33 protein-coding genes are annotated in these 26,971 nt (G+C 43.3%); 11 read left to right on the forward strand and 22 right to left on the reverse strand.

Annotated features, from left to right (window positions below; all coding sequences use genetic code 11):
- Positions 1 to 11 precede the first annotated feature (11 nt).
- Together RE476_RS11865 and RE476_RS11870 are read right to left on the reverse strand one after the other, a co-directional pair.
- On the reverse strand, positions 12 to 1,706 hold the full coding sequence (locus RE476_RS11865) for a preprotein translocase subunit SecD (RefSeq protein ID WP_309307847.1): 1,695 nt from the start codon (positions 1,704 to 1,706) through the stop codon (positions 12 to 14).
- Positions 1,703 to 2,605, reverse strand: coding sequence for a protein translocase subunit SecF (locus RE476_RS11870; RefSeq protein WP_309307848.1), 903 nt, complete (start codon positions 2,603 to 2,605; stop codon positions 1,703 to 1,705). Before RE476_RS11870 ends, RE476_RS11865 begins: the two co-directional genes overlap by 4 nt.
- A gap of 112 nt (positions 2,606 to 2,717) precedes the next feature.
- Here RE476_RS11870 and RE476_RS11875 point away from each other — a divergent pair, with 112 nt between their 5' ends.
- Positions 2,718 to 3,179, forward strand: coding sequence for a deoxycytidylate deaminase (locus RE476_RS11875; protein WP_309307849.1), 462 nt, complete (start codon positions 2,718 to 2,720; stop codon positions 3,177 to 3,179).
- On the opposite strand, the gene RE476_RS11880 is transcribed toward RE476_RS11875, so the two are convergent.
- The 4 genes from RE476_RS11880 to RE476_RS11895 all read right to left on the reverse strand — a co-directional run bounded on the left by RE476_RS11880 (position 3,159) and on the right by RE476_RS11895 (position 7,180).
- Complete coding sequence (locus RE476_RS11880; protein ID WP_406600967.1) at positions 3,159 to 3,923, reverse strand: coenzyme F420-0:L-glutamate ligase; 765 nt, start codon at positions 3,921 to 3,923, stop codon at positions 3,159 to 3,161. The genes RE476_RS11875 and RE476_RS11880 overlap by 21 nt on opposite strands.
- Before the next feature lie 250 nt (positions 3,924 to 4,173).
- On the reverse strand, positions 4,174 to 4,959 hold the full coding sequence (locus tag RE476_RS11885) for a helix-turn-helix transcriptional regulator (protein WP_309307850.1): 786 nt from the start codon (positions 4,957 to 4,959) through the stop codon (positions 4,174 to 4,176).
- A gap of 430 nt (positions 4,960 to 5,389) precedes the next feature.
- Positions 5,390 to 5,851, reverse strand: a complete 462-nt coding sequence (locus RE476_RS11890) for an Hsp20/alpha crystallin family protein (RefSeq protein WP_309307851.1) — start codon at positions 5,849 to 5,851, stop codon at positions 5,390 to 5,392.
- 132 nt (positions 5,852 to 5,983) lie between these two features.
- A complete protein-coding gene (locus RE476_RS11895) occupies positions 5,984 to 7,180 on the reverse strand; it encodes a cofactor-independent phosphoglycerate mutase (protein ID WP_309307852.1) in 1,197 nt (398 codons plus the stop codon).
- Between the two features lie 107 nt (positions 7,181 to 7,287).
- Between RE476_RS11895 and RE476_RS11900 the strand changes: the two genes are divergently transcribed.
- The 4 genes from RE476_RS11900 to RE476_RS11915 all read left to right on the forward strand — a co-directional run bounded on the left by RE476_RS11900 (position 7,288) and on the right by RE476_RS11915 (position 11,329).
- Positions 7,288 to 8,517: a hypothetical protein gene (locus RE476_RS11900; RefSeq protein WP_309307853.1), complete on the forward strand. Its 1,230-nt coding sequence runs from the start codon at positions 7,288 to 7,290 to the stop codon at positions 8,515 to 8,517.
- A 108-nt stretch (positions 8,518 to 8,625) separates the two neighbouring features.
- Complete coding sequence (locus RE476_RS11905; protein ID WP_309307854.1) at positions 8,626 to 10,020, forward strand: aspartate kinase; 1,395 nt, start codon at positions 8,626 to 8,628, stop codon at positions 10,018 to 10,020.
- Positions 10,021 to 10,034: 14 nt separating this feature from the next.
- Entirely contained in the window at positions 10,035 to 11,039 is a 1,005-nt protein-coding gene (gene purM / locus RE476_RS11910; protein ID WP_309307855.1) for a phosphoribosylformylglycinamidine cyclo-ligase, read from the forward strand.
- 11 nt (positions 11,040 to 11,050) lie between these two features.
- On the forward strand, positions 11,051 to 11,329 hold the full coding sequence (locus RE476_RS11915) for a DUF1894 domain-containing protein (protein ID WP_309307856.1): 279 nt from the start codon (positions 11,051 to 11,053) through the stop codon (positions 11,327 to 11,329).
- Between the two features lie 2 nt (positions 11,330 to 11,331).
- Here the strand turns inward: RE476_RS11915 and RE476_RS11920 are convergent, their stop codons facing one another.
- The 11 genes from RE476_RS11920 to RE476_RS11970 all read right to left on the reverse strand — a co-directional run bounded on the left by RE476_RS11920 (position 11,332) and on the right by RE476_RS11970 (position 18,735).
- A complete protein-coding gene (locus RE476_RS11920) occupies positions 11,332 to 11,898 on the reverse strand; it encodes a hypothetical protein (protein WP_309307857.1) in 567 nt (188 codons plus the stop codon).
- 240 nt (positions 11,899 to 12,138) lie between these two features.
- Positions 12,139 to 13,095: a tetrahydromethanopterin S-methyltransferase subunit H gene (gene mtrH / locus RE476_RS11925; RefSeq protein ID WP_309307858.1), complete on the reverse strand. Its 957-nt coding sequence runs from the start codon at positions 13,093 to 13,095 to the stop codon at positions 12,139 to 12,141.
- Between the two features lie 18 nt (positions 13,096 to 13,113).
- Complete coding sequence (mtrG, locus tag RE476_RS11930; RefSeq protein ID WP_309307859.1) at positions 13,114 to 13,347, reverse strand: tetrahydromethanopterin S-methyltransferase subunit MtrG; 234 nt, start codon at positions 13,345 to 13,347, stop codon at positions 13,114 to 13,116.
- 1 nt (position 13,348) lies between these two features.
- Positions 13,349 to 13,576: a tetrahydromethanopterin S-methyltransferase subunit F gene (locus RE476_RS11935; protein WP_309307860.1), complete on the reverse strand. Its 228-nt coding sequence runs from the start codon at positions 13,574 to 13,576 to the stop codon at positions 13,349 to 13,351.
- A 1-nt stretch (position 13,577) separates the two neighbouring features.
- Positions 13,578 to 14,306, reverse strand: a complete 729-nt coding sequence (mtrA, locus tag RE476_RS11940; RefSeq protein ID WP_309307861.1) for a tetrahydromethanopterin S-methyltransferase subunit A — start codon at positions 14,304 to 14,306, stop codon at positions 13,578 to 13,580.
- A gap of 1 nt (position 14,307) precedes the next feature.
- A complete protein-coding gene (locus tag RE476_RS11945) occupies positions 14,308 to 14,622 on the reverse strand; it encodes a tetrahydromethanopterin S-methyltransferase subunit B (RefSeq protein ID WP_309307862.1) in 315 nt (104 codons plus the stop codon).
- Complete coding sequence (mtrC, locus tag RE476_RS11950; protein ID WP_309307863.1) at positions 14,619 to 15,428, reverse strand: tetrahydromethanopterin S-methyltransferase subunit MtrC; 810 nt, start codon at positions 15,426 to 15,428, stop codon at positions 14,619 to 14,621. Before mtrC ends, RE476_RS11945 begins: the two co-directional genes overlap by 4 nt.
- Positions 15,429 to 16,148, reverse strand: coding sequence for a tetrahydromethanopterin S-methyltransferase subunit D (gene mtrD, locus RE476_RS11955; RefSeq protein ID WP_309307864.1), 720 nt, complete (start codon positions 16,146 to 16,148; stop codon positions 15,429 to 15,431).
- Positions 16,145 to 17,059 carry a tetrahydromethanopterin S-methyltransferase subunit E gene (gene mtrE, locus RE476_RS11960; RefSeq protein WP_309307865.1) on the reverse strand — a complete coding sequence of 305 codons (915 nt, stop codon included), beginning with the start codon at positions 17,057 to 17,059 and terminating at the stop codon, positions 16,145 to 16,147. Before mtrE ends, mtrD begins: the two co-directional genes overlap by 4 nt.
- Positions 17,060 to 17,317: 258 nt before the next feature.
- Positions 17,318 to 17,704: a DUF5402 family protein gene (locus RE476_RS11965; protein ID WP_309307866.1), complete on the reverse strand. Its 387-nt coding sequence runs from the start codon at positions 17,702 to 17,704 to the stop codon at positions 17,318 to 17,320.
- Positions 17,704 to 18,735: a peptidase U32 family protein gene (locus tag RE476_RS11970; protein ID WP_309307867.1), complete on the reverse strand. Its 1,032-nt coding sequence runs from the start codon at positions 18,733 to 18,735 to the stop codon at positions 17,704 to 17,706. The genes RE476_RS11965 and RE476_RS11970 overlap by 1 nt, the downstream gene beginning before the upstream one ends.
- Positions 18,736 to 18,825: 90 nt before the next feature.
- On the opposite strand from RE476_RS11970, the gene RE476_RS11975 reads away from it, so the two are divergent.
- Positions 18,826 to 19,638, forward strand: a complete 813-nt coding sequence (locus RE476_RS11975) for a sugar phosphate isomerase/epimerase family protein (RefSeq protein WP_309307868.1) — start codon at positions 18,826 to 18,828, stop codon at positions 19,636 to 19,638.
- A 48-nt stretch (positions 19,639 to 19,686) separates the two neighbouring features.
- Here RE476_RS11975 and RE476_RS11980 read toward each other — a convergent pair whose 3' ends face one another.
- Positions 19,687 to 20,097: a universal stress protein gene (locus RE476_RS11980; protein WP_309307869.1), complete on the reverse strand. Its 411-nt coding sequence runs from the start codon at positions 20,095 to 20,097 to the stop codon at positions 19,687 to 19,689.
- Between the two features lie 101 nt (positions 20,098 to 20,198).
- Here RE476_RS11980 and RE476_RS11985 point away from each other — a divergent pair, with 101 nt between their 5' ends.
- Positions 20,199 to 20,672, forward strand: a complete 474-nt coding sequence (locus tag RE476_RS11985) for a DUF5806 family protein (protein ID WP_309307870.1) — start codon at positions 20,199 to 20,201, stop codon at positions 20,670 to 20,672.
- Here the strand turns inward: RE476_RS11985 and RE476_RS11990 are convergent.
- Positions 20,669 to 20,944, reverse strand: a complete 276-nt coding sequence (locus RE476_RS11990; RefSeq protein ID WP_309307871.1) for a hypothetical protein — start codon at positions 20,942 to 20,944, stop codon at positions 20,669 to 20,671. The two genes, RE476_RS11985 and RE476_RS11990, sit on opposite strands and share 4 nt — an antisense overlap.
- A gap of 111 nt (positions 20,945 to 21,055) precedes the next feature.
- Here RE476_RS11990 and RE476_RS11995 point away from each other — a divergent pair, with 111 nt between their 5' ends.
- Entirely contained in the window at positions 21,056 to 21,340 is a 285-nt protein-coding gene (locus RE476_RS11995) for a signal recognition particle protein Srp19 (RefSeq protein ID WP_309309614.1), read from the forward strand.
- Positions 21,341 to 21,384: 44 nt separating this feature from the next.
- On the opposite strand, the gene RE476_RS12000 is transcribed toward RE476_RS11995, so the two are convergent.
- Both RE476_RS12000 and RE476_RS12005 read right to left on the reverse strand, forming a co-directional pair.
- A complete protein-coding gene (locus RE476_RS12000) occupies positions 21,385 to 21,564 on the reverse strand; it encodes a preprotein translocase subunit Sec61beta (protein ID WP_309307872.1) in 180 nt (59 codons plus the stop codon).
- 106 nt (positions 21,565 to 21,670) lie between these two features.
- Entirely contained in the window at positions 21,671 to 22,690 is a 1,020-nt protein-coding gene (locus RE476_RS12005; protein ID WP_309307873.1) for an S-methyl-5-thioribose-1-phosphate isomerase, read from the reverse strand.
- A 187-nt stretch (positions 22,691 to 22,877) separates the two neighbouring features.
- Here RE476_RS12005 and RE476_RS12010 point away from each other — a divergent pair, with 187 nt between their 5' ends.
- The 3 genes from RE476_RS12010 (at position 22,878) to RE476_RS12020 (ending at position 26,224) form a co-directional block, all read left to right on the forward strand.
- The gene (locus tag RE476_RS12010; RefSeq protein ID WP_309307874.1) at positions 22,878 to 23,534 is read left to right on the forward strand and encodes a hypothetical protein; all 657 of its coding nucleotides are present in this window, start codon (positions 22,878 to 22,880) and stop codon (positions 23,532 to 23,534) included.
- A 93-nt stretch (positions 23,535 to 23,627) separates the two neighbouring features.
- Positions 23,628 to 25,472, forward strand: coding sequence for an HD domain-containing protein (locus RE476_RS12015; RefSeq protein ID WP_309307875.1), 1,845 nt, complete (start codon positions 23,628 to 23,630; stop codon positions 25,470 to 25,472).
- Positions 25,472 to 26,224 carry a tRNA (adenine-N1)-methyltransferase gene (locus RE476_RS12020; protein WP_309307876.1) on the forward strand — a complete coding sequence of 251 codons (753 nt, stop codon included), beginning with the start codon at positions 25,472 to 25,474 and terminating at the stop codon, positions 26,222 to 26,224. The genes RE476_RS12015 and RE476_RS12020 overlap by 1 nt, the downstream gene beginning before the upstream one ends.
- A 7-nt stretch (positions 26,225 to 26,231) precedes the next feature.
- Here RE476_RS12020 and radB read toward each other — a convergent pair whose 3' ends face one another.
- Positions 26,232 to 26,909, reverse strand: a complete 678-nt coding sequence (gene radB, locus RE476_RS12025) for a DNA repair and recombination protein RadB (protein ID WP_309307877.1) — start codon at positions 26,907 to 26,909, stop codon at positions 26,232 to 26,234.
- Between the last annotated feature and the right edge of the window lie 62 nt (positions 26,910 to 26,971).

Genomic DNA, 26,971 nt, shown 5'->3' on the forward strand with positions numbered 1-26,971 from the left:
ACCTTTTTCTTTTATTCTGCGCTTGTTGGGCTTGTCTGCAGTACTTCATGTATCACTTTGCCATATACTGGTCTTGCGATCAGTATTCCTATAAGGACACCAACAATCGTTGTTATTGCAAATCCTTTCAGGGAACCGAATCCCATGATTACAAGTGGTGACATTGCAATAATAGTTGTTGCAGCTGCTGCGAATATTATTCCGAATGCTTTTGTTATCCTTGAAAGGTAAACCTTCCTTGGGGGCAGCTTTCCTTCGTACAGTACTTCATCGGTGATGATGACAAGGTGGTCGATACCTGTTCCTATGGCTGCAATAATACCTGCGATACTTGCAAGGTCAAGTTGCCATCCGATTGCGGCTGCAAAACCGAGTATCATTATCACTTCACTTATGGAAGTGGCCACCATTGGTACAAGTATGGCTGGTTTGTTATATTTCCTGTAAACCACAAAGGCAACAGCTAACAGTGCCAGAAGACCTGCAACAGTGGCCTGTCCTTTGAACTGCTGGCCAAGGGTTGCATCTACATGTCCTGAACCCATAAGTTCCACGTTTACAGGCAATGCACCTGCACGCAGGTGTATCTGCAATTGCTCAGCCTGTGCCTTGCTTTCATCATCAGGTCCGGTAGATGCCTGCCATGCGTATATTGGTACTTCTTCTAGCCGGGCTGCGGCTGAATCACTCAAAGGTGCACTGTAAACTTCGTTATCATCAAGATACATCACCAGATTGTGTGACATCGGATCAGTAGTTGCACCAGTCTCAATGGCAATCTCCTGAAGTGCAAGGGCACCTGTCTCTGTCAATGTGAATGGTACGTACCACTGGCCGCCCTCTTCATGGAATCCCACAATACTGACAGTTGCTATTTCATCTCCATAGAGGACATGCTTTGACTCGTTGCCCTGGGTCACAATCCTGATTTCGAATTTGCCTGGCTTTTCAGCGATGTTCTTGGCAGTTGCAAGGTCAATTCCTGCAAAGTCAATGAGTATATAATCATCACCCACCGTTTTTACCGGTATGTCCTTAAGTCCAAGGGAATTGAGCTTATCACTCAGTATTTCCTTAGTCATGTCCCTTGTTTCTGTTGTGACCCCTTCTTTGTAATTTACATCTCCGTTGATGTCAGTTACAATTGAGCCGCCGACAACTGCCATGAGTTCTTCAAGTTCTTCCTGTGAAATGGCAGTCCTTATCTCATACTCAACACCATCTGAAACAAGTGTGGGCAGGACTTCTGCTTTGAGTGAATCTTCCAGGTATGTTTTTATCAGGGTCACTTTTGAAGAATGAAGTATGACCTCAGTCACATTGGCGTTTCGTGAGATGGTAGTCTGGCCTACGCCAAGCTGTTCCATCTGATTATTTGTAAGTACTGAATCTGAAGTGAAAGTTATTGTAGTTTCATCAGTGCCTTCATCAACCGATTGTATATCTATGCTTTCTCCAAGGTTGATGTTGACTATTTCCTTTACTAAAAGACCGCTGTCAGCATCAAGCTCTGCAACAGCGCCCTGAAGTTTTAACTGGAGCCAGGAGCCGCCTTCCAGGTCAAGTCCGTAGTTGAGGTTAGTTGTGAAACCTTCTCCGGAAGTATATCCTGGGTGTATGAAGTATACGGAGGCAAGTATTGCCAGAATGAAAACAATGACTCTAAGGTCTTTATATATGCTTTGTGGCTGTTCATCATCTCTCATGCTTTACGCCTCCTTGTGCCTGCACTTGTCACATGCCACCTGAGAATTGATGTGTTAAGCATCCAGGTGTTCATCATATCTGCGGCCAGTCCAAATATCAGGACAATGGATATGTCTGAAAGGAGGGTGATCTGTGAAAGTGATGAACTTAGTAAGTATGAGTAAGTTGATACGAGGTACATTACCACAAGTGCCGCAAGGGTTGTAGTGGTCATGGTCACACCGGTATGCATTGCATTGGTAATGTTTTCCTGTGGTGTCCCGCGTCTTTTGAGGACTCTTGTAGTGAGTAGTATGTCACTGTCAACAGAATAACCGATGAGCATAAGCAGTGCTGCCACAGTTCCCAGGGATAACTCGATCCCGACAATGTTCATGAATGCTGCTGCGATAATAATGTCAGATAACGCTGACAATACCACTGCGATTGATGGCACGAATGTCCTGAATATCAAAAAGACCACGATTGCCATTCCGATAAATGATATGATAACTGCTTTAACGGCCTGTTGCTGAAGTGCTTCTCCATATACCGGTCCGATCTGGTTTATTTCAACATTATCATAGGAATCTATTATATCACTGACAAGTTCCTGTTGTAGTTCGCTACTCATTGGTCCAAATTGCATTATCACACGGCTTCCGGCCTGTCTGACATCAGTAATCGGGTAATCTGAGTATTTTTGCCCAATGGATTGTATACTTTCCTCTGTCGCAACAGAGACCATTGTTCCGCCTTTGAATTCCATACCCAGCTTAACAGGTGAGCCGCTACTTGCAAATGTGAGTGCAAGTATCAATAATGATATTACAAATATTGTAAGCGGTATTGCTGCAAGCTGACGATCGTTGTGTTTTCTTACAAAAGAATCTAAACGTTCAGTCAAACCGACTTCCATGTTTCTATGCTCCAGAATAATAGGTTCTCAATTCCTATTTTAAATTTTTGAAATTGATGAATACACTCTTACACTATAACTTATATATACCACTTACTGCTTCTCTAAAGCAATGACTGAAAGGCCAAGTATAGATGAGTATTTGCTTGAGATCGCTACTGTTGTATCTAAACGTTCCACCTGTCTTAGGAATAAAGTAGGTGCCGTGATCGCAAGGGATAAGCGTATACTGTCCACAGGCTACAATGGTGCTCCAAGGAACATGCAGCATTGTCTTGATATAGGTTGTATCAGGCAGCAGAACAACATTGCTTCCGGTACGCGCCACGAAAAATGCCGGGCAGTTCATGCTGAGCAGAATGCTATCATTCAGGCTGCTCTGCATGGGGTGAGCACTGATGGTGCAACGCTTTACTGCACACACCAGCCATGCATATTGTGTGCCAAGATGATCATCAATTCCAATATCAAAAGGGTTGTCTACATTCAACCTTATCCTGATACCGATGCTCTTGATTTCTTTTCGGAATCAGGTGTTGAAGTAGTTAATCTTTCAATCTCCGACTTTGCCTAAACAGCGAAGTCCTTTTTTGATTATATCTTCACGGTCGCTTCGGTACATCTCTTTTATTGAACCGTCTTGCGATCTGAGTTCCAGTCCTCTCACGATCACTACAGGACATCCGCCGTCTCCTTCTCCCATCAGCAGATTCGCAGCACCTGCAATTTCATCGGCTATGGCTTCTTCCGTAACTGCCAGTATGTTGCCAAAGAGATCCCTTTGTCCTTTCCAGTTCTTTATTGGGTGAATCCTGTACACTCCAATGGCAATACCGGTTTGGCCTATCTTAAATGCCCTGCCATTGGTATCGGTCACTATAACACTGACTTTTTTTCCGGTCCAGTTTTCAATGCCTTCGCCAATGTTTTTTGCACTTTTGTCCGAATCCACCGGGAGATCGATCATGTAGCCCTTATCGACATTTGATTCATCTATTCCTGCTTTGATACAGACGTGTCCGTTATCTGTTTCTACAAGGAATATGGGGTGATCCACCAGTATCTCACGGCTGCGGTTAAGAACTGCCTGCACAAACCTTGCATCAAGCCCATGCTTATCTGCGATCTGCTTTGCCTCATCTCCTGCAATGATATCTTCTAATCTGAACATCCTTCCTTCAGCTTTTGCAACGATGGTAGACGCTATGACTATGACATCATTGTCTTCAATACTTGTTCTCTCACAGATGATCGACGCAATGTCATCCCCTTTTTTGATCATGGGGATGTTTTCCACAGTAAATACATGCATTTTCAATTGGGATTCTCCGGAAGAATGGGGTTTCAAAAATGTTGTTATGCTAATTTATGCTGCCATATTAAATTAATACAAGTTTATGTTAAATACGGTGAAATTCAACATTATATTTAAGGGAGTGGGTTTATTGGGGCAAACACAGGTTTCAGCTATTTAAACCAACCAACCAACACATAGTATTGAAGCTTGCATTGACTATTTTCAATGTGTTTGCCTCGCCTCCGATTTTCCTCCGTATGTGGTATAAGGTTCAGAGTGCTTCCAGTAAAGTGGATCTGTCTGCAAAGCGCTGGAAGAACTCTTTTCCCCAATCAATGGCACTTTGCTTGTATGCCATTATATATCTAGGGTCATAGACTCCGCTTGTGGTTAGCAGGCGGAGGAGCATGAAATCCGGTGTTATCATAAGAGCTGAAAAATGAAGTTCATCCGGGTATATGTAAAAGTTTACATTTGGGTATTCCATAAGTTTCTGTAACTGTTCTTTATTGTCCGATATGAATCTGGAAAGGACTTCTTTTGTAAAGATGCATCTGAAATCAGTTCTATTTTCTGCATATTTCATGAACAATGAAGGGTATTCAGAATGATACAATGAAGTTATTGCATCGATCTTTTTTGATTCCAGACACATGGAAATTGCTTTTCTACTAAGTTCAACCGCTTCACATAATTCGGGCTCTATAAGTTCGCAACTTTCCAGCTCCCTCAATCTGTTGAAAAGTTCCTGGGGGATACAATCTGTGTTGTGTTTTGTCCAGTAATCCAGTTTGCCTTCAAGGATGTTAAGGGTATCCAACAGTGGCTTTAGGTCATTGACTATCAATCTCCCAAACTTGGAGAGCATATAAGCATCTTTTTCTTTAATTACCAGCTGCCCTTCTTCAAGTATTTTCATCTGTGGGAGTAAAGCAGGTCTGCTTTCATTAAGGGTCTTCAGGATAACTGGCATATCCACAGGTCCGTCCTGTAAAAGCATTAAGACATCTTTACGTTTTTCCGATCTGCTGATAGTCTCAATTAATGCCCGTCTCATGCCTTCTTCTCCAATAATGTAAATTAAGATATTTTTTCTGCCATTGACCAAAGCCAAAGTAATCTGTGGCTCACTTTTCATCTGGCAAAATCAAGCATCTTCTGGCCTGTATTTCTTATTAAGTATAAATACTAAATAACCAACCACTTAAAAAGTAAAACACTCTCTTATAAAAAGAATGTGCTTTTCATCTGTTCGTTATTCAAAAGTTCAATAGTATGTCTTGACATCTTCTGTTATCAACTTTAATGGTTATTCAGGGACCTGTCAACAAGAATAATATACTATATTTGCGTAGTATTTTCTGCGGCGATGATGATAGTTACCCCGACTGAGCAAAGGATGATGATATTTCTAACTGATGCCGCAAAAAATCAGGGTAATTAAAAAAGAAAATCCCATATTCTTATGGGGTTTTATTCTAAGGCTCTTATTCGATCATTATCCTGTGCTTTTCCTCTATCTCGGATTTTGGTAGTGTTATGGTGAGCACTCCATCCTCAAGTTTTGCATTTGCTTCCCCTTCTTTGACTGCAGATGGAAGGCTGAATGCACGTGCAAATTTGCTGTAAGTACGCTCACGCATAAGGTATCCTTCCTTTTCCTCTTTGGATTCCTTGTGTGTATTGGCGCTAATCCAAACCTTGTTGTCCCTAATATCGATGTTGATGTCTTTCTTCTCAACACCTGGAAGATCTGTTGTGACGATGATATTGTTATCTTTCTCTTTTATGTCCACAAGGGGAGTAAGCGTATCAATATCCATCATTTCAGATCTTGTTCCTTCTTCCCCAAATAAACGGTTGAGGCGTTCCTGCATACGTCTCATTTCCTCAAATGGTTCCCAACTTGAAACTGAAGCAGGTCTCCATGGTGTTAACCCAAATTTCATTAAACCACTCCTCCTTTATATATAGATGGAACTATCCGTTTAATTGATAATCCCACAAATAATATTATCTGAGTGGTCCTATTTATAATTGGTGAGTCTGTAATTACTCAAAAAAAGGTAATAAGAGGCTGACTAACGCATGTCAATCAGCATCCTCACAAGGTCAGCTGCATATACTGTTCCAAGTGAGCCTTTCTTCACAGATTCTTCATCAAAAGCATCTGCATTGTCAGGATTTTTTTCTGAAGTGCGGTATATACCTACCGGGATTGGCACGGATGTGTGGGTCCTTAGTGCGATTGGCGTTGGATGGTCCGGCATTACCATGATGGTTACATCTTCATCCATGTCGATGGCAGCCTTAAGGATAGTTCCTACGACCTTCTCATCGAAATCCTCAATAGCCTGTATCTTAGCTTCCATATTTCCCATGTGGCCTGCTTCATCAGGTGCTTCCACATGCACGAAGACAAAATCATGGTTCTTGAGGGCTTCAATGGCATACTCAGCCTTGCCGATATAATTAGTATCAAGGTATCCTGTGGCTCCCGGAACTTCAATGACATCAAGCCCTGCGTAGATACCTATTCCCTTTACAAGGTCAACTGCTGAGATGATGGCACCGTTGAGTCCGTAAAGTTCATTGAATGGGGTGAAAGCCGGGGCAAATCCCTGTCCCCATAGCCATATTGAGTTTCCGGGATTCTTGCCTTCTGCAATTCTATTTTTATTGACCGGCTGGGTTTCCAGTATATTTATGGACCTTTCTATAAGGTCGGATATGATCTCGCTGTCCTCTCCCTTTGGCATGTGTTCATGCCTGCTCTCATCGATGACATCATGAGGTGGGACACATTCGGTATTAGCCCCAAGTCCTCTCTTTGCTACCATAAGATGCCTGTAACTGATGCCCGGATAGAAGCTGACCTTATCATCGCCAAGGGCAGAGTCTATGCTCTCTATGAGTTCCTTTGCTTCCTCATTGGTTATATGTCCTGAACTGTAATCGACGATGAGATCATCTTTAATGGTTATGAGGTTGCAGCGGAACGCTACATCATCCTTTTCGAGTTCCACTCCCATGCTTGCAGCTTCAAGGGGTGCCCTTCCTGAATAGTACTTCTTCGGATCATAACCTACAATGGACATGTTTGCCACGTCACTTCCCGGAGGCAATCCTTCAGGGACAGTCTGTGCAAGCCCTGCCCTGCCATTCATAACGATGTAATCCATGTTGGTTGTGTTGGCTTTCTGAAGAACTGTCATTCCTCCGAGTTCTTCAAGAGGCTCATCTGCCATGCCATCTCCGATAAGTACTACATATTTCATATTTTCACCTATATTAATAGAAATCAATAAAAACTATAACATAATATATGCTAGCTACTAGCATTACATTTCGTCATTTTTATCCGGTTTAATGATGTGAGGTTTCGATGAAATATATACATTTTGTAATTATCTTCATTTGTCTGCTTGTCCTGTGTATTTCTCCTGTATCGGGAATTAGGACAGAGGCAATGATACATTATTCGGAACCTGCTGTGAGCTTACAGGATGAGATTTTCCTGGAACAGGGCTATTCCTTTAAAGTTGTGGATATGAACAGCAAAAGCGGTGATATCCTTATTGAGTTATATCTCAATGGGGAAGAGATCGAGCTGGATGATAACTTTGCAAAGGAAGATAATCCGGTAGAGTATGTACGTTCGGTGGTTGAGGATGAAGATGATGAAGAAGTAGAAGTTGAGTACTTCATCCTGAGAATAACTCCGAAGGGTTCTGTAAAAGAATCAGATGATGTGCTTTATTCTACCATTTACATAGAACAATATATTGACCCTGTGGAAGACGTTGATGATTATCTGATACTGGATAAGAGCTACACTCTTAAAGAGGATTCAGAGCTTGAATTATCCGCTCTTTACACTCTTGAGGCAACCGGAGTAGATGATGGTGAGGTGTCTCTGGAACTAAGCCTTAATGGGAAAGTGCTGAAAGAGGATGAGGTTGAAGAAGGGGAATATTTCTATTACACGGTTTATTCTGATGAACAACCCCGGACGATTTTCCTTGCGAATGTGAAGGCTTTTTTCGAAACAGATGATTCAATTACTGTTTTCCTCAAGCATGTCTCATTGAAGCAGAACTCAATATCCGATGATGGTAAAGATCTTCCGGATGGAATTGACATAAATGTCGAATCTCCGGTCGATGGCGGATTAAAAGCCGGGCGTATTGCTATTATCAGTTACTATCTCGATGAATCTTTTCCAGAGGTCCGAATTATGGTTGACGGAGAACTTGTGGATTCCAGAAAAGATGTGAGTTCAGGAATGTATAAGGCGGTAACTGATGAACTGAGTGCAGGAATTCATAAGGCTACACTCATGGTAATTGATGATGCCGACGATATCGCATATTACTCCGAGGAATTCTCAGTGTCTGTTAATATAAAGGACAACATTACAGAATCAATTATTGATATCGCAAGTTCAGCAACTGAAAGTCTTGGAAAGAATAACAGTTCTTCCAGTTCTGGTAATTCTACTGATCTGTCACTGCCATCGTTGCCCTCCTCCTCCAATGTTTCAAGTGTATTGTCCCTCATCGTAACAACAGGAGTATTTGTCGTATTCTTTATGTTCTTTAAGAAGTTCAGGTAACATCCTATTTTTTATGCGTCAGAAGCATTTTTGCTTTACTCATAATCTTTATATTAGTCTGCACTGTTTATAGACAAAATTAGCTGACAAACTAAACGTGGTTGTATCATGAGAATCGTAATGAAGTTCGGCGGGACTTCCGTGGAAAACGGCGAAAAGATCCGTCATGTGGCAGAGCTTGTAAGGCAATACCATATTGATGGCAATGAACTTGTAGCAGTGACTTCTGCACTTGGCGGTGTTACAGACGGATTGCTGAGCACTGCAAAAGAAGTATCTAAAAATGGCAAAGTAACCCAGGTTAAGGAATTTATTACTGATTTATCCAAAAAACACTATGATGCAATTCATGTTGCTATTGATAATGATAATATAAGGTCAGAATGCATAGAAGTGATAGACAGCAGGGTCGATGAGCTGGAAAAGGCTTTGATCGGTATATGCTATCTTGGAGAACTGACCAACCGTTCAATAGATTATATTTCTTCATATGGTGAACGTCTTGCCGCACCTATTGTAAGTGGCTCGATACGTTCACTTGGCACTCTCTCAAAAGCATTCACAGGTGGAGAGGCAGGTATTGTAACAGACTCCAATTACGGTGATGCTAAGCCACTGGAGGACAGTTATTCTCAGGTACATGAGAGACTCTGTCCTTTGCTCAAGGATCACATTCCGGTAGTTACAGGATTCATTGCCCAGAACAAGCAGGATATCATCACCACTCTTGGACGTGGGGGTTCTGATTTCTCCGCATCTATCATAGGGGCTTCTATTGGAGCTGATGAAATATGGCTTTGGAAAGAGGTTCATGGTATACTGACCACTGACCCGAAAATAGTTCCGGAGGCAAGTCCGATTCCTCAGATATCATATATCGAAGCCATGGAGCTTTCCTATTTCGGTGCCAAGGTTCTTCACCCAAGGACAATTGAGCCTGCTATAAGGCACAAGATACCTGTACGTGTAAAGAATACATTTGAGCCGGATTTCCCTGGCACACTGATAGTTGCAGAACAGAGGCAGATACAGGATGTTGTCAAGGCTGTAACTCTCATTAACAAGGTTGCCCTCATAAATATATGCGGGGCCGGAATGGTGGGGACTATCGGTACAGCTGCAAGGGTATTTTCCGCACTCGCCAATGCAGGTGTTAATATTATTATGATCAGTCAGGGTTCGTCCGAAGCCAATATGTCCCTGGTGGTCAATGAAGACCATCTTGAGGCCGCAGTGGCAGCAGTAAGGTCAGAATTCACAACCAACGTTGTAGGTGACGTTGCCTATGATCGTGATGTCTGTGTAGTTGCTGTGGTTGGTGCAGGAATGGATGGTATTCCCGGAGTTGCAGGAAAAGTATTCAATTCCCTCGGGAAAGCCGGTATAAATATTATTATGATCAGTCAGGGTTCTTCACAGCACAATATCTCCTTTGTAGTAAGCTCAAAGGAAGCACTCGATGCTGTGCGGACCTTACATAAAGAATTCGAACTTGAGAAATAATGCAGGGATTTCAGATGAACGATAAACACCTTACGTATGCAGATTCCGGGGTTGACATCGAAAAGGAAGAAGAGACCATCAAGGCACTCACAAAAGGTATGACTTACAAGCGTGAGGGTCTGGGTGCACCTTTGACTGGTATCGGTCACTATGCAGGCCTCATAGACTTTGGAGAATATGCCCTCGCTCTTGCTACAGATGGTGTAGGATCCAAGGTCCTGATAGCAAATGAGATGAAACGCTGGAACACTGTGGGTATTGATTGCATTGCAATGAATGTCAATGACCTTCTTGCAATAGGCGCAGAACCCATATCATTTGTTGACTATCTAGCCCTTGAAAAGCATGATGAGGACTTTGCATCCCAGATTGGTGAAGGTCTTAGAAAGGGTGCTGAGATCTCACGCATGTCAATAGTTGGCGGTGAAACGGCAACACTTCCTGATATTGTGAAGGGCTTTGATCTTGCAGGTACATGCCTGGGAATGGTCAAGAAAGATCAGATCATCACAGGCGAAAAGGTTCAACTTGGGGATGCAATTGTAGGTATTCCAAGTGACGGTGTTCACAGTAACGGGTACACCCTTGCCAGAAAGATTGTCGATGAATCTTCCTATTCATATCATGATGAGTTTCCTTATGACTCCTCAACCACAATAGGCGATGAACTTCTGATTCCTACTCGTATCTATATGGAAGTTCTCGATGTCATTAAGGAGTGCGATGTACATGGTCTTGCACACATAACCGGCAGTGGCTTATTGAAATTGAAGAGGGTCACAAAACTTGGTTTTGATTTCAATGATCCGATAGAGCCGAATGACATCTTCAAGTTCCTCCAGGAAGAAGGTAATGTGGATGACCTTGAAATGTACAGGACATTCAATATGGGAATGGGATTTGTGATCATACTTCCTGCTGAGTATGCGGAAAAAGCTGCACAGATGACTGGCGGTAAGATTGTAGGTCGTATCGTGGAAAAAGGTATAAAAGCCGGTGACCTTGTTATTGTTGAATAAAGGATATTACAATGGCATGTATTAACGACATACCCTTTGAGATTCTCATAAAGGGTGCTACACCTGCTCAGTGTGAGAAACTAATTCAGGAAAGGTCTGATAAGGTGTATCATGTTACCGGTGGTTACAGGATACGTGGTGTAGCTCTTATGGGGGATAATGTCCCTGTAGGGGTGAAAGGGGATGAGGTATTCTTCCAGTTCATCAAACCATGTTTTGGACTTTTTGTACTCAGGGTGCCTGATGCCACAGATATTGCAGAGCAGCTTGAGAAGGATTTTAAAAAATAGTGTTACAATTTGCTCTTTTTTGCAGTTTCGTTAATCCATTTTAGGAACTTTCCTGATGGAAACTCATGAATGGTAGTCGCAATTATTCTGCCATTCCCTAATTCCTTTACTACCATTAGCGGATTTCCAGCATCATCGCTGAACACTACTTCTCCATCTGTTTTTGAGAAATATCCGTCGAATTCAACTTCAGCGCATGCGTCTTCAATCAGGCACTGTGCTTCATGATCATTTGTTTTGCAGATGGTGGTTACTTTTTGTTGCTGTATGTATTCTAATTCCATTGGCAACCATCCATAGTTATATTTGGGGACCATGGGGCTGAATACTACAAGATTACCACCATCACGTACGAATTTCTCGAAGCTTTTAGTGTTCCTCTCTATTCCTGGCAGGATTTTCGTATAATCTTTATTTGCAAAACCGGTTGGAATGACTACACATTTGCATGCCGGGATAAAAGGTGTGCCTATGGAGTCAGATACAATTCTCTGGCACTTAATACCATGCTCATTAAACAGTTTTTCGAACAACAAAGGATTATCCCAAACCAGCATTACCTCAGTCATGTTAGCTGATAGTATTTGTTGCTTTAATTATTTTACTCCTGCAGTGTACTTTGGTAATAGTGGCTATATTGTTAAAACTCTGTAGCATTGCGGAGGTTCTATATGCCTACAAAGTGTATATGTAATATACACATTATCCATTAGTGTCCGAGATTATGCAGGTTGGGGAGTGGGATTCTCAAATATGCCTGCGGCTCTTTTTTCAGAACGATTTTAAAAAGAAAAAAGAAAGCTGGTTGTTTAAACCAGCTTGTTGATTGGGTGGTTCTCGTCCATGATCTCAAGGCCGAGTTCCTTTGCAGTCTCTGCAAGCATAATGTCAACCATTGCTGTTGCAGGGAATATTTTATCTGTGTTCTCGATAGGTCCGAAGAGCTGGAAGTTTGATCCAAGTACCTGTGGCACAAGGTTTGTTCCGATGTCAGCTGGCATGTAAATTGCCTGCTTCTCTTCTCTTGTCTCGTACTGCTTTTTGTAGGTCTTCATCCAGTCCCATGCGGATGCCATGTTGTGGTATCCACCGCCAACAGGCAGTCCAAGGTGGCCCTTGATTGCAATTACTGCTCTCATGGATGCACCGGAACCTGCGCCCAGTGGTGTTGCTGCTACATCGATCAAAGGTTTTGTGATTCCACATTCCTTTGCGATCTCAAGCATACCTTTTTCCTGACCTGTACCGCCGCTCTCAAGGATTTCAAGTTTTCCTTTTACGCTTGGGTCGGTTGCATTGAATGCAAGCACAATGGAAGCGTTGATGTCGCTGTCCCTGATTGCCTCAATCTCATCAGCATGGACACTGGCATTGATTGAGTTGTAGATTGCTCTGTCAGCTACACCGATCTCTGTCACATACTCTGCTGCAGCTGCACGTACATCGCCGGCAGATGAGTCGATAAGGAATGGTGTCTTGTCATCAATATCAACAAACCAGTCGATATATTTCTTGATTGCTTCTGGTGTTTCTCCGACAATCTGGTTTACGATTGGGTTACCAGTTACCTGTCCCATGTCAACCATTCCCTGCCAGAGTTTGTTTGCAGCCTCTACATCAAAGACACCTTTGTCTTCATCAGTCACGATCTTGTGCCTGTTGTAGAACATGGTTCCTATAAGCACTGTTGGGTATTGTCCTGGCTGGCCACCGAACTTGACCCCACCGACATCAAATACTTCTTGTTTCTTGTCAAATTTGAACATATGAACAACCTCTTTATTTTAAATACCGAGCATAGGTGCAAGGAACAGAACGTAGAGCAGGAATATGATAATTCCAACAACAGCTCCGTATAATATTCCTATGTCTCTTCCTACTTTCTTTCCGATACGTTGTGCTACTTCACTGTTAACAAACTCGATCTTCTCATCTATCTTGTTGAGTTTCTCAAGTACTGCATTGAAGTCTTCCGGGTCTGTAACTACGCTTGGTACCCTGTCGTTACTGTCAGCCATTTTATATCACCTTCCAGACGAACATAGGTATTATTACTACCATTACCAGCGCAAACACGAATCCTGCTATAAAACCAGATACGCCTGTTGCAGATACACCTGAATCAAGCTTCTGGTTCCTTGCAATAAGCTGGGCTCTGTAGCGGATGTCTTCGATTACAGCTTCAATGGCTCCCATCTGTGGGCTTATGACCATTGGTACGCCTTTTCCATATTCTTCTTCTGCCATCTCAGTTACCTCCGAACAGTAGCATTCCAAGCAGTGACAATGTTATTGCAAGACCGATCATTACACCTTCTACCTTTCCTGCATGTACACCAGAGTGGAACTTGTTGAGGTTACCGATAGCCATCATTTCCTTGTTGATGCTCAGTATCCTGCTTCTGACGGTTGCAATTTCAGCTGCCATTGGCTTAAGTCCGCCAGCTTCCGCTGCATCCTCGCCTTCTCCACCACCGACTTCAAGTACCATTGGGTCTGCGTCGAAAGCTCCAGGGTCCTTTGATGCATATTCCTTTATCTTTGCAGTAATGGCATTCATGTCTTCAGTACCGATGAAATCGATACATTCGACCTGCTGCTGGAATCTCTCGATTGCTGCATCTGATAGGTTCTCCACATAAGGGATAGCACCGGATGCACCGACGATTCTGTTGTCTTTTACACCGTTCTGGTGAATCTTGACGATTGCTTCACCAGTAATGTGACCCTTTACTTCAGAACCTGTTACAAGAAGGAATCTGATATTTGGGTTTGATATAATGTGGGCAACCACTTTTTCAAGACCAAGGTTCTCGGTCTTACATGGACCTGTCAGGCATGCGCCTGCATCCAACTGTGGGCCTGCTGCAAGGTGTGAACCACATGTTACAACAGCAACACAGTTCTTTACATCGCCAACATCGTATTCTCCTTTAAGGATTGGCCACCCTACTGCTGGTTCTCTTTTATCTACCATTTCACATCACTCCTAATGCGCCCATAACCAGAAGCATAAGTCCTGCAACTCCCAGACCAACTACTACGCCGTAGAATGTGTTACCATAGAAACCTGCGTGGTATGAAGTGTTTTCACGTCCTGGGAATGAGTTCATCAATTCTTTGTTTGGTGACAGGGAGTTGATAAGGTCATCAGCTATTTTGTCTAGTTCATCAAGCTGTGCCATTATTGGGTCCATTGAATACTGGATTACGTCTTCTCTTTCTGCTGCAAGAAGAGAAGTAAGTGGGTCCAGTACAAGATGTGCCTCAGGGGCTACATGTACCATGCTCATTCCAATTCCTCCTTTGTAGGCAGCATGCCAGTTCCGACGACTACGTATGCGTCTCTCTTTACACGGGCGTAGTATCCGCTGAATCCTATGTACCAGAGTGCAAGTCCTATGAGGATTGTGAGTGCACCGGATGCACCAGCGTTAACGGTTGCAACAATTCCTGCAACAACCATTGCGATTGCACCCTTTTCCAATGCGCACATAAGTGTCCTGTCCTGTTTCTCGTCAGGTCCGAGGTTTGCGTTGAATGGGTGAAGAATTGCCAGACCACCTGCAATGAAGATCACTGCAATGTATCCGGTAGTTATGACTTGTGGGAGTACCACATCAAAGTCAAATGTACCTGTCATTGCGATAGCAAGACCAAGAATGGTGATCGTTCCGGCTGTTGCGATCTCTGTCATGGATATTTCCATAATAGGGATACCCATGTTAAGTATCTTGTTTGCAATGACACCGATCATAAGACCGATGATGGCTGCTGTGATCAGTGCAATTACAGGTCCTACGATGCCTCCGACTGCAAGTCCGAATGTTGCTGCAACTACACCCATACCAAGCGCAAGCATACCGATTGAAGGTACACCGGTACCAAGACCGTAACTTGCTACTCTTCTGACTGCTGCTGCACCCCATATCATACCGCATATTGCACCAAGGGCACCGATGAAGGACATATATTGTCCGACCATGTCCACAAGGAAATATGCTGCGTATATTCCGATAAGTCCGCCTGCTACGCCGAAAGCTATTATTTTATTCTGTGGGATTGCCTCTGCGGCTGCTCCACTTCCACCTGCTGACATTTACAGACCTCCTATTGCCAGTACACCAACAAGTGCACAGAAGAAAGTTGCTATAAAAGATGCGATAACTGCCTTTGGCCATCTCTTGAACTTAGGGTCGTGGAAACCTTCGATGGTTCCTCCTATGTTATAGGATGGGATTACCGCATTCACGAAGAAGATACCTACTGCGAAAACACTGGCTATACCTACAAGCTCTGGAAGGGCAAGTCCGTTGTCAATGCTCATGAGTGCGTAGTATACAAGGGAACCGCCGATACCACCAAGGGCACCACCGATTACACCACTTACAAAAGATACGGTTGGAAGTCCGTGTCCCTCAGTACCCTGTGAGACGTAGAGGTCCTGTCTGTCCTTTGTAATTGGGTCATACTTGACCTTTGCTGATGCTGGTGGACAACCGACACCATATGCATATACCCATGTTCCTACGATCATTGTCACAGACATCATGATCATTGCACCGGCTGCACCGGATGCAAGGACGAGAGCCATGCTATCTGATATCTGCATCATGGCACCTGCTGTTACAAGACCTGTAAGACCTGCACCAGCTGCGAGCTGTACGGTACCTGTACCGATACCTGTTGCCTGTGCCATAGCTGCTGGAGCACCACCTACTGGTACGAAGTGAACACTCCATGAAATAAGTACTCCACCTAATGTGATAAGGATCACGTAGAGTATGTTTTCCATTAAGATTCCTGCTATATCGATCATGCGGCCACCTCTGCTTCTGCTTCATCTTCCTTGTATGTTCCATATGCAGCACGGGCAGCAACTTCAATGTTCCTGTTCCACAATATAAGAATAAGTACAATAATTACACCAGCGATGACTGAAACCCAGCCGATCGCATCTCCTTTTGTAGCATCGAACACTGCTGTGATCCAGCCACTAAGGAAAACGGTCATTCCAAAAGCAAGACCTGTTACAGGTCCACCGAATTTTGCGCAGAACCAGGAATTGTCGATACCATTTCTAAGTCCTGACTCTGCTTTTCTCACGATGTTACCGGAGTTTGCAGCGTTAAGACCTGATCCATATTCGACGTTCTGGAATTCACGTTCTGCACCGTAGTGTACGTCACCGGTTGATGAACCGATTGCACCAACAGTGATTCCCCAAATGAATGCCAGAAGTGGCAGTGGGAATGGGTGTGCCAATGCAGCCACCATAAGATATGATACCACAAGTATACAGAATGTTGTGATAAAGGAATATCCCATAATGACGGGTGTGTGACTTGAAATTAAATCAAGATAAACTGGTTGTTTGAAACGTTTCTGACTTGCTGATCTGCCGAAATATGCTGTCACTGAATATGTGCCATGTATTGCTGCAGCGACAATTGCTCCAATGGCCAATGCCAATACTGCAGATGCACCAGCGGTGATCAGTACGGATGCGGTTGTTCCTCCAATTGCACACATAAGTGCGTTCGATGGTGGTTCACCAGAAACAGCTTTACTATATATCCTGTGAGGATACATCATCTGAGGCGCTAACTGCACTTGAGAGTTCGGGTTACTTTGTGACCCAACATCTGATTCAAGGTCTTCAGAGGCACCTGCAATAGTTGCAGCTGCACCCATAAGTGCGAGTACGCCCATACCTGTGAGCGGTTCCATTCACATTTCCTCCTTTTTATGTTGTATTAATCAATTAAGCGTAATCGTGCCAAAACCACAATAATATTTATCGAGTCTCTATTGTAATTGCTATGGCGTAGACTAACGTCAAGTGGTTTGCATTATATTAAATACTTCTTAAATCTTTCGAATGGATATAATCAAAAGGATTGTTATTCTCGTTGGCATTGTTAAAAAATATGCCATAGCGCCAAACGGTAAAAATATATATTTCAAAAAATGTTAAAAGGTTGGGTTTTATTCCCTGCGTATAAAGTTAAGTATATATATGTCGGGTCGCGGCTTCTTACCACTGCCCCGGGCAAAATCCATGTAACACCTGTTACAAAGCACTCTGCTATTCAATGAGGCAATTTCTGCCGTACCTGGCACAAGCCTTGCAAAAAGAAAAGACGGTTCAATTTCAAGATTCTCTGATGTATCTTTCAGGTACTTCACGATATGATCCTCAAATATCTCAAGGTCATCATATTGTAATCCTCTCGTGTTTATAGTAGCTCCTTTGCATCCGCAAGGCAGGGCAAAGGCATCCATTTCTATGAGAAAAACCGGTTTTGCCAAAAGGTTTCTCAGTTTGACCTCAAGCTCACCACGGTTCTTTGATAATGTTTCTGTAATTGTCATTATTTGCCTCCATTTTCCTTAAGGGGCTTGAGTACGTTTTCGCAACCTTCTGTGGAATAAACCTTTATAATCTTTTCTGCCAGTCTGTTGCAGTATCCGCATTTATTGCAGACTTTAGTACACTGCTTCCACTGGGATATGGCACCATCAAGTTCTTTGTTAGGTATATAGAACAGGTCCTTCAGGTCCTTTGGGCAATCCAGCAGGTCCATGAGGTTACCATCGTATGATTCATTCGCATAGGCCTGGACATTATTAAGTATCCAGTTAGGGAAGTGTGTTCTTCCTCCTATCTTGAAAATGTCCGTTATATGTTTGTATTCCTTAAGGTCTTCCGGTCTTATCCACGGCGACTTGATGAGCTGTTGCGGATCACTTATCCTGAGTGAGAGGCACTTGTAATAATAATAATCATCAAGTACACTCAGTTTAGGTCCCGGTCCGTTTGCATGAGAAAAGAAATTGAAGTGCGCATATCTGAAAGGACACTGATAAAGGCATCCTTCATTTACCAGAAGTTTCAGACCAGTGGAAACCGTATCTCTTATCGCTTCAAGTTTATCGAAATCCCGGTTAACAGCCGGGTCTATAACTATAGTATCTGCTCCAAGTTCTTCATAGAACTCTGCCTTTTGTGGAGAATCAACAAACGAAAGGACCGATACCACTACTTCCATATCATATTCCTTTGCAAGCATTTCCACAAAGTACGGTTCTGCAACGGTTATGGAATCTATTCCGATGTTATTGAGTTGCTTAAAATACCAGCTGATCCTGTTGTATCCTTCAGGGGTGAGGTGTATTCCTCCCATACATGAACTGTTAAGGACGATCTCCATTTTGACGCCCTTTTCATGTGCATACTCCGTTTGTTCAGCTATATCTTCAAGTCCGGGTGCACTGAGATTTGTCCTTCCGGTGCCCACATAGTCCGGAGTGCCAGCCATGTAGATCCCATATATGTCTTTGGAACCGTTAAGCAGTTCCTCAAGTCCTTCAAGGTGGCCAACATGTGGCGCATAAAGTTTCATTGTTTGGTGGTACTCTTTAATTTAGATAAGTATTTTGGTTCCATAAAATAAAGCAAAAATCTTATCAAGGGCTACTCTAACCAGTTAGTCATGATATTAGGTGCTTCATCCTTTGCAGGCAACTTTTCCGAAATAGCTTCTGAATTGCAATCCGTAGAGCTTTACATGCCAAAACTTGGTGTGTATGAGAATTCCATATTGCAACAGGATATTCTTGAGTCGATACTTGATGAACTATCAACATTAGATCTGCAAACCTCGCTTCACGCTCCTTATTTTGCAGATGTTCCCACCTATCCTAAAGATGTAGTTGTTGATACTGCTGATATGGGCGAAAGGGAATTCCGTCTCATCAGGGAATCAATTGAACTTGCATCTAAGCTTGGTTCACGGGCTATTGTCCTGCACCCCGGAAGATTTAACCACGATTATGAAGCCTGTTTCAACAGGATGGTGGCTAATCTGAAAGTCCTTGCTGATTATGCAGGGGACTGCGGGGTGATGCTGGGGCTTGAGAATAAGGAAGGCACTTCAACCGGCAATATGTGCTGTAATGCCGAAGAACTTGTGAAAGCTGTTACAGCGGTCAATTCTGATAATCTGGGTGCGACCTTTGATATTGGTCATGCGAACCTGACCTGCGGAGGTGATCGTGCAAAGCTGCATGAATTTGCAAAGAAGCTTGCGCCTTATGTTATTCATGTACATGTTCACGATAATGGCGGGTTCTGGACCAACGATTATGATGGGGATGAACACCTGGCTCCCGGCTCAGGTATAATAGATTACAGTGCCCTGAAAGAATTGAAAGGTTACAGGGGAATCTACAATATGGAAGTTTTCTCTATTGAAGATGTACGTTCAGGAAAAGAAACAATAAAAAAAGCTCTTGGTATTGTATGATGCAGTATTGCTGGAATGCCACTTTTTTACATTTTTGGCATTTTAAATTTAAACCCTGTAATTAGGAGGCACTACCAATACCAGTGCATCAGACATTTGCAATACTTTCTCTGTAACGGACCCTACCAGTTTTTTCAGGCCATTTTTACCCTGTGTGCCAATAACTATGCGATCAACACCCCTGTCTTTAGCAATCTCTACTATTTTTTCGGGGGCACTCCCATCTTCTATAAGGGTTTCGATTTTATCACTGTCGCATCCTGCCTCCGCAAGAATATCGGTTATCGAGGAGATTACGCTGTCCGCTCCTTCTTTTTGCCATGTCTTCCTTGAGAATCCCTTATCAGGGACAACATGGAGGACAATTAGCTCATAGTCATGTTTTAAAGCTATTCTGGCTGCAACCCTGGCCGCATTTGAGGAATATATGGAACCATCTGTAGGGATGAGTATTTTCATTCAATTTCTGAATTGTACAAGTTATAATTAAATATGTTGGAATACTACTGTGTAACACAATGGCTGCAATACAACATATGTGTCAGTCTTATGATGGGTGAATGGCAGTGAATAAATATCGTAAATTCAAGAAAATGGATAACAAAAGTTATTCCGATGTAACTCGATTTTTGAAAGAGACCACACATCTTACAGCAAGGGAATGGGTTGTGTCCCGGATGTGTGCGGATTTTAAGAATCTCTCCAACCAGTCTGAAATGACATGGATAGGTGAGAACCTGCCAGAGCTAGTTCCGTTCATGGATGAATCTTATTCAAGGCAGGAAGTTTCAAATGCCAGGTCCTCTTTCAAAAAAAAGGTCCAACGCAGCGGTACTACATTCTTTTATGCATATTATGCAGGTTTGATCACACAGGAAGAAATGCTGTCGATGATCCATCAGATGGTGACAGATATCAAAAAACTCATGGATACGGAGGGAAGTGATATTCCTGAAGAACATGCCACTGAGGTCCAGATGCTCGTTGCAGAGGTACTGAGGAATATAAATGAATCATTGGATGAAGAGTATTAGCACTCTTCCAGTCCATTTCTTTTACAATAGTTAAGGTAGCCAAGCAGCATTCTCATCTCGACCTGCCTGATATATCTTGCCTGTACCTTGGATACATGCAAAGTATTTTCTCCGATTATCAGCTTTATATCTGAATCCTTGGGCACACTCATATCTGTGGAAACAATGGCAGGTCCGCCACAGGTGGTACACAGGCGATAGTCCTTGTTTGAATTACGGATAAAATCCTCAACATCATTTTCAACTTTTATTTCTCTGGGGGTGTCTATCATGCGTACAAGGCAGCATTCTGTATACTTAAGCCTTATCCATTATTACTCATTTCTCTGGTACTTATCAGGGCAAATTTAAATTCAATGAGTTGTATTGTTAAATCCATGTTGATGAAAGACAGGGGTAAACTGGTCATATGGCCTGCGTACATAGATAAAACAAAATCAAGGCGTGATGGACGTATAATCTCCAGGAAGTCATCAGTGGAGGCTCCGACTCTCAATGAGATCAATCTCGCGGCACAAAAACTGGGGCTCAATCCGGAGGTTGAGGCAGACAAGGCTTATCCTCGCAGCTGGTGGGAAAAAAGTGGCAGGGTACTTATTGATGATACTGCAACAAAGACTCATCTTTCCAGAAGGATATGCTCCGCTATCAAGGAAATGCGTTCTTGATAGTTTACTATTTTATTTAAAAAAAAGAATTATTAGAATATGGCTTATGCTAATGGCCACATTCCGAAGTTTGCATCAAGTATAAGAATAGCAATTCCGATAACTATGCCGATGGTGATCACGGTTTTCGGGTCAACGTGTATTGCTTTTTTGTCAGCTTCATAATAGCGCATAAGGCCGGCAGATGACATCAGACCGTTACCGCTGGATTTCTTCTTTGACATTTTTATCTCCGTATTTAGTGTTTATATCCGTTATTAACTAGATATTATTGGTTATTATTAATTTATTTGTCCCTTCCATGTAATTAATGGTTTAAAAGACTGTGCCTCATGCAAGGAGTTCGTCCAGCAGGAATGGCGGATAGAATACTCCCTTCTCTGTGATGACAGCGGTCACATTCTCCATTGGTGTCGCATCGAATGCGGGATTATAGACCTTCACATCCACCGGTGCTATTTGCACATCCTTGAAGAAACGCAACTCATTGGCATCTCTCTCTTCGATGGTAACGGTGTCTTCCCAGTTATTCGGGTCAAAGGTGGATATGGGCGCTGCAACAAAGAAAGGTATCTCATGTTCTCTTGCAAGCACGGAGTGTGTGTAGGTCCCTATCTTATTGAAGACTGCATCTCCAGTTATCCTGTCTGCGCCCACTATCACCTTGTCCACCATGCCCTTGCTCATAACATGTCCTGACATTGAATCAGTGATAAGTGTCACATCTATGTTGTCCTGCATGAGTTCCCATGTAGTTATCCTGCCGCCCTGGTTTAGTGGTCTTGTCTCGCAGGAAATGACTTTTATCTCTTTACCTGCCTCGATAGCAGAACGAATAACTCCAAGTGCTGTTCCCCAATCAACGCATGCCATCTTCCCTGCATTGCAGTGAGTCATGACAGTATCCCCGTCTTCAAGCAACTTTGCTCCGTGTTTTCCAAGTTTCTTGTTGGTTGCCACGTCTTCGTCAGCGATATTCTTTGCTTCGGAGAGTACTACGTCCTTGATGCCATCGAGGTCAAAAGCATCCGATATTGCGTCCATTGTCCTGTCAACACCCCATGCAAGGTTCACTGCAGTGGGACGTGTTGCCTTAATGGTCTTTGCAGCTATTTGCAGGTCCTTTGTGAGTGCGTCCATATTGCTGGCACTGCTAAGTGTCGCTGCAAGTGCTATACCATAGGCACCGGCAGCCCCAAGTGCAGGAGCACCCCGCACGCGCAGGGACTTGATAGCCTCGCATAATGAGGCAAATGTTTTGCATTCGATGACTTTATACTCCATTGGCAGGAGTGTCTGGTCTATCATTACGATTGAAGCTGATTCATCATTCCAGTCTATGGTTCTCATGCTATCTGCTCTTTTAAAGGTATGAACTGGGATAAAAATGTGAAGGTTGGCGGTTTAGTCATAGGTCGTGGCGAGGCTGAACTCTGTACGTCTCTGGTAAGTGCATTATTATGTTGCATAAGCTGCAAAATCCAACCAGAGAAATAAACCGAATATCCTTAATATCGATCAGCGACTTGAAGTGGACATGGGTCTTTCGGATTATATTGGCAGGTACTGGGTCGGAGCTGAGGCAATCTATGCTGTAATACTCGCGATGACCTTCACAAGTGTTCTAAGGACCTATATTGCCACATCAGATGCATCACATTTCCCTCTCGTATATTCTGCGCTTTTCTGCTGTATTGCCTGGGGAATTGCAGATGGTTCATTCTATGTTTGGGAGCGAAAGTACAACCTCCGGATGGAGAATGATATAATAGATATGTGCAGATCAAAGAGGGAAAAGGATGCTGCAATATCTCTGATAGGCGAACAACTTGGCAATACTATCTTGAGCAACATAGCTGCGGATAAAAGACAGAAATTATATAGTGGCCTTGTATTACATCTCGCAGCAGCCGGGAGAAAAGAGGCAGTTTCTGCCGGGGATATACTCAATATAATTCTTGGTACAACTCTTGTTTCCACGGTCGCAGGACTGACAATCATCCTTCCGTTCTTCCTAATTGAAGATATGTACTTTGCCCTTACTATATCCAACTGGCTGGGTATATCACTACTTTTTGTGATAGGGTATTACAGGACCTATGAGAAAGACTTTTTTGAGAGGCTCAGGTCGGGCTTCATCACTGCTGTTATTGGCATGATGATTGCGGCAATCACAGTCATGCTGGGTGGCTAAAGGCCTGGCAGGAATGGTATTAGTATGTCCTATTTAGGTAATGTGGGTCCATTTGCCTTTCATTTATATACTCCCTCCTCATAATATCAGCCAATGCAAAAACCCCTGATAATTCATGATCCTGTTCACAAGACCGTCATTCTTGATGAGTTCGAGCAGATGCTCCTGAGCACCAGGCATGTACAGCGCCTGCGTAACATCCAGCAACTGGGGTTAGTTGATCATGTATATCCGGGTGCTAATCATACTCGTTTTGAGCATAGTATCGGAACCATGCACATGGCATCGGTTATCGGACAATCCCTTTCACTTGAGGGCGAGGACATACGCAAGATAAGGGTTGCAGGTCTCCTGCATGATGTTGGACATTCTGCTTTTTCTCATGCAGTTGAGGATGTGCTGAAGCGCAACCCTCAGTTACAGCCGGTAATCGAGGGGAAGAAGTTCATAAAACATGAGGCTTTCTCAAAAGATATTATTTCCCGGACACTGCCACAGGATAATTATATCGCAAGATATGTGAAGTCCGAGTTTGGCACAGACCCGTTCGACTTCTTTGATGAAATATCAAGGATGGCTACAGGCGATGCACAGTCTATTTCAAAACCGTATCTTGCCCAGATAATTGCAGGTGACGTGGATGCCGACAGGATAGATTTCCTTCTGCGTGATTCATATCATACGGGTGTTTCATTCGGACTCATAGACGTTGACCAGATAATAGGCAGTCTCATCATCAAGAATGGAACTGTTGTGCTGGGAAGCTCGGATGGTTCAGGTTACGGAAGTGACATGGCTCTCACGGCTGCCGAATCCCTGCTGATATCCCGCGCTCATCATTATACTGCTATTATCCATAATCCAAAAACCCAGGCTGCCCGGGTGATGTTGCTCTATGCACTTGAGGATGCACTTGAGCATTTCAGAACTGGGTCGGGAACAGAAGCTGCAAAGAATGAAATTGTTCGCTTCTTCACAGAATACAATGACATTGACCTGCTCAATTTCATAAGGTCAAATGCATCTGAAAAGTCTCTTAAGTTACTGAATGACCTGCGTGACGGCAGGTTGTATGTTCCGGTTGCCAGACTTAGCCAGAAGATAATCAGGCCTTCTACAAGAATGGCGCTCTCAACCATTGCGCGGCATGGTGTAGCCACAAAAAGGCTTGAGGCCAGACTTGCCCGGGAACTCGGTGATGTCCTTGTAGACCTTACGGTAGCCTCAGGTGTTCCCAAGAGCATGCGCGTTGCAATGGATCATGAGGATGGTTTCTTCTACGATGAATCGGCGCTTGCCAACGGTCTGGTAAGGGCAATATCCAGGCAGTTATCACTCACTGCTTTCTCACATCCTGATGTGGTTACGGATAAAGACTCGGTTGCTGTGCTTTCTGAATTGCGTAGGGTGGTTGATGATCTTTCTCCCCGTCTCCTTAATTTCACCCGTGAGGACCAGTATCTGCCCATAGAGGGCATAATTCTGTTATTCTATGCCGTGCACAATCTTTTCGTAGATGAAAAACCGGAATTCATATCAATTCCGCGTCTTCGGCATATTACCTGGCTGTACCGCACCATTCGTGAGCTAAGCACGTTCCCAAAGCTCAGGAATCTTTTCGATTATTCCTTCCATGAAAGGTACGGTTTCCCCTACTGTGAGAAGGTCTTTGAGGACATACAGGTGCTCGTTGCCATGGGTATTGTTGATGAGGATCTGCGTTACTATGAAAAAGATGAAAGGTTCCGGCAGAGTTATGAATATGTGCTGACATGGGAAGGGGTTGAATATGCAGGGACACTTGCAGATGCCTACCGGCCTGAATTCGATGAAATGATGTCTCATCTTTCCATGAATAAACATTCTATCACAAGGGATATTGTTACTATTCCCTCTAACCGGTATGTTTCAAAAAAACGTCCTACAGGTGTAAAATAATGTTAACTGGTGAATTGGTTTTGTTAAAGACCTCCCACAGGGATAAGGTCAGAGAGTTCATCGTAAAAGTATCCGATGATCAACTACACACGGATTTCGGTATAATCGAACTGTCCTCTCTTGCGGACAAGGTCCCTGGTGACACAGTGGTGTCACACAAAGGTCAGGAGTTCACCATTCAACGTCCAAAGATGCCAGATTTTTTCCGTCATGCAAAAAGAACAGGGGCTCCGATGATGCCCAAGGACATAGGCATGATAATTGCCTATACAGGTCTCAATAAAAACGACGTTGTTCTGGATGCGGGTACAGGGTCAGGTATACTCACAATGTATCTTGGTTCAATTGCAAAACGCGTTGTAACTTATGAGGTCAGGGATGACTTCGTAGGAGTTGCCCGTAAAAATGTTGAAAACGCCGGTCTGGATAATGTGGAACTTCGCTGCGGTGACATCGTTGAAGAAATAAAGAACCTCGATGAGAAATTCGATGTCATAACTCTTGACACTCAGAATTCAAAGGATGTCATTCCCCATGTAAGGAATGTACTGTATCCTGGGGGTTTCCTTGCTACATATTCTCCATTCTTTGAACAGACAAAAGAGATACGTGATGCAATTGAAGCTGCAAATTTCTATGAAGTGATGACCTTTGAGTGCTCAGAACGTGAGATATCCTTTTCATCAAGAGGTACGCGACCATCAACTTCAAAAGTAGGGCACACGGGCTTTATTACAATAGCAAGAGCCTGAATCTTTTTTATCTCACGCCTTCACCGGTGATGGTGAACTCGCAGGTTCTGCCTTCTGGAAGTGAGCGGTGTTTCCATAGTTTTGCACGTCTTTTACCATCCCCTGCTTTTTCAAGCTGGATGATGGTTTTTGATATGTGTTCTATGCCACTGCCGCCTATTGGTCTTACGTTGCCTGTTGAAATATCACTGTAGACCTGATTGGTCATAACAGCCACGATCCTGTGTTTGCGCGCAATCCCGTGTACAAAACCTATCTGATTTGCCAGTTCTCTTCTGGTTCTGATGCTTGATTCTTCCTGGTCAAGCTCCAATCTGTAAAAAGCAGTTGCAGAATCTACTATTATAAGGCCGATCCTGTCTGAGATGAGTTTCTCTATTTCTAAAACAGCAGCGTACTGTTCTTCAAAATTGTGAGGTTCAAAGATGATTATTTGCTGTGCAATGTCTTTTGCATTCTCTCCGGCTATTTGCTTGAATCTGTCAGGGGAAATAGCTTCAGTATCTATGTAGATGACCTTTTTTCCTTTTTTAACACATTCAACTGCAAGCTGAAGGCAAAGATTGGTCTTCCCGCTTCCGGCTTCTCCATATATCTGTGTCACGACGCCTGCCTCAAATCCTCCTCCCAGAAGTTCGTCAATAGGCTTGCAGCCGGAGCTTAGTTTTTCAGTTATCTTGTACACCTCTTGCTTGGATTATGTGCTATATAGGGTTTATAATATACATCTTTTGGCAGTGGCATTGT

Source organism: Methanolobus mangrovi, from assembly GCF_031312535.1.
GTDB classification, from domain to species: Archaea; Halobacteriota; Methanosarcinia; order Methanosarcinales; family Methanosarcinaceae; genus Methanolobus; species Methanolobus mangrovi.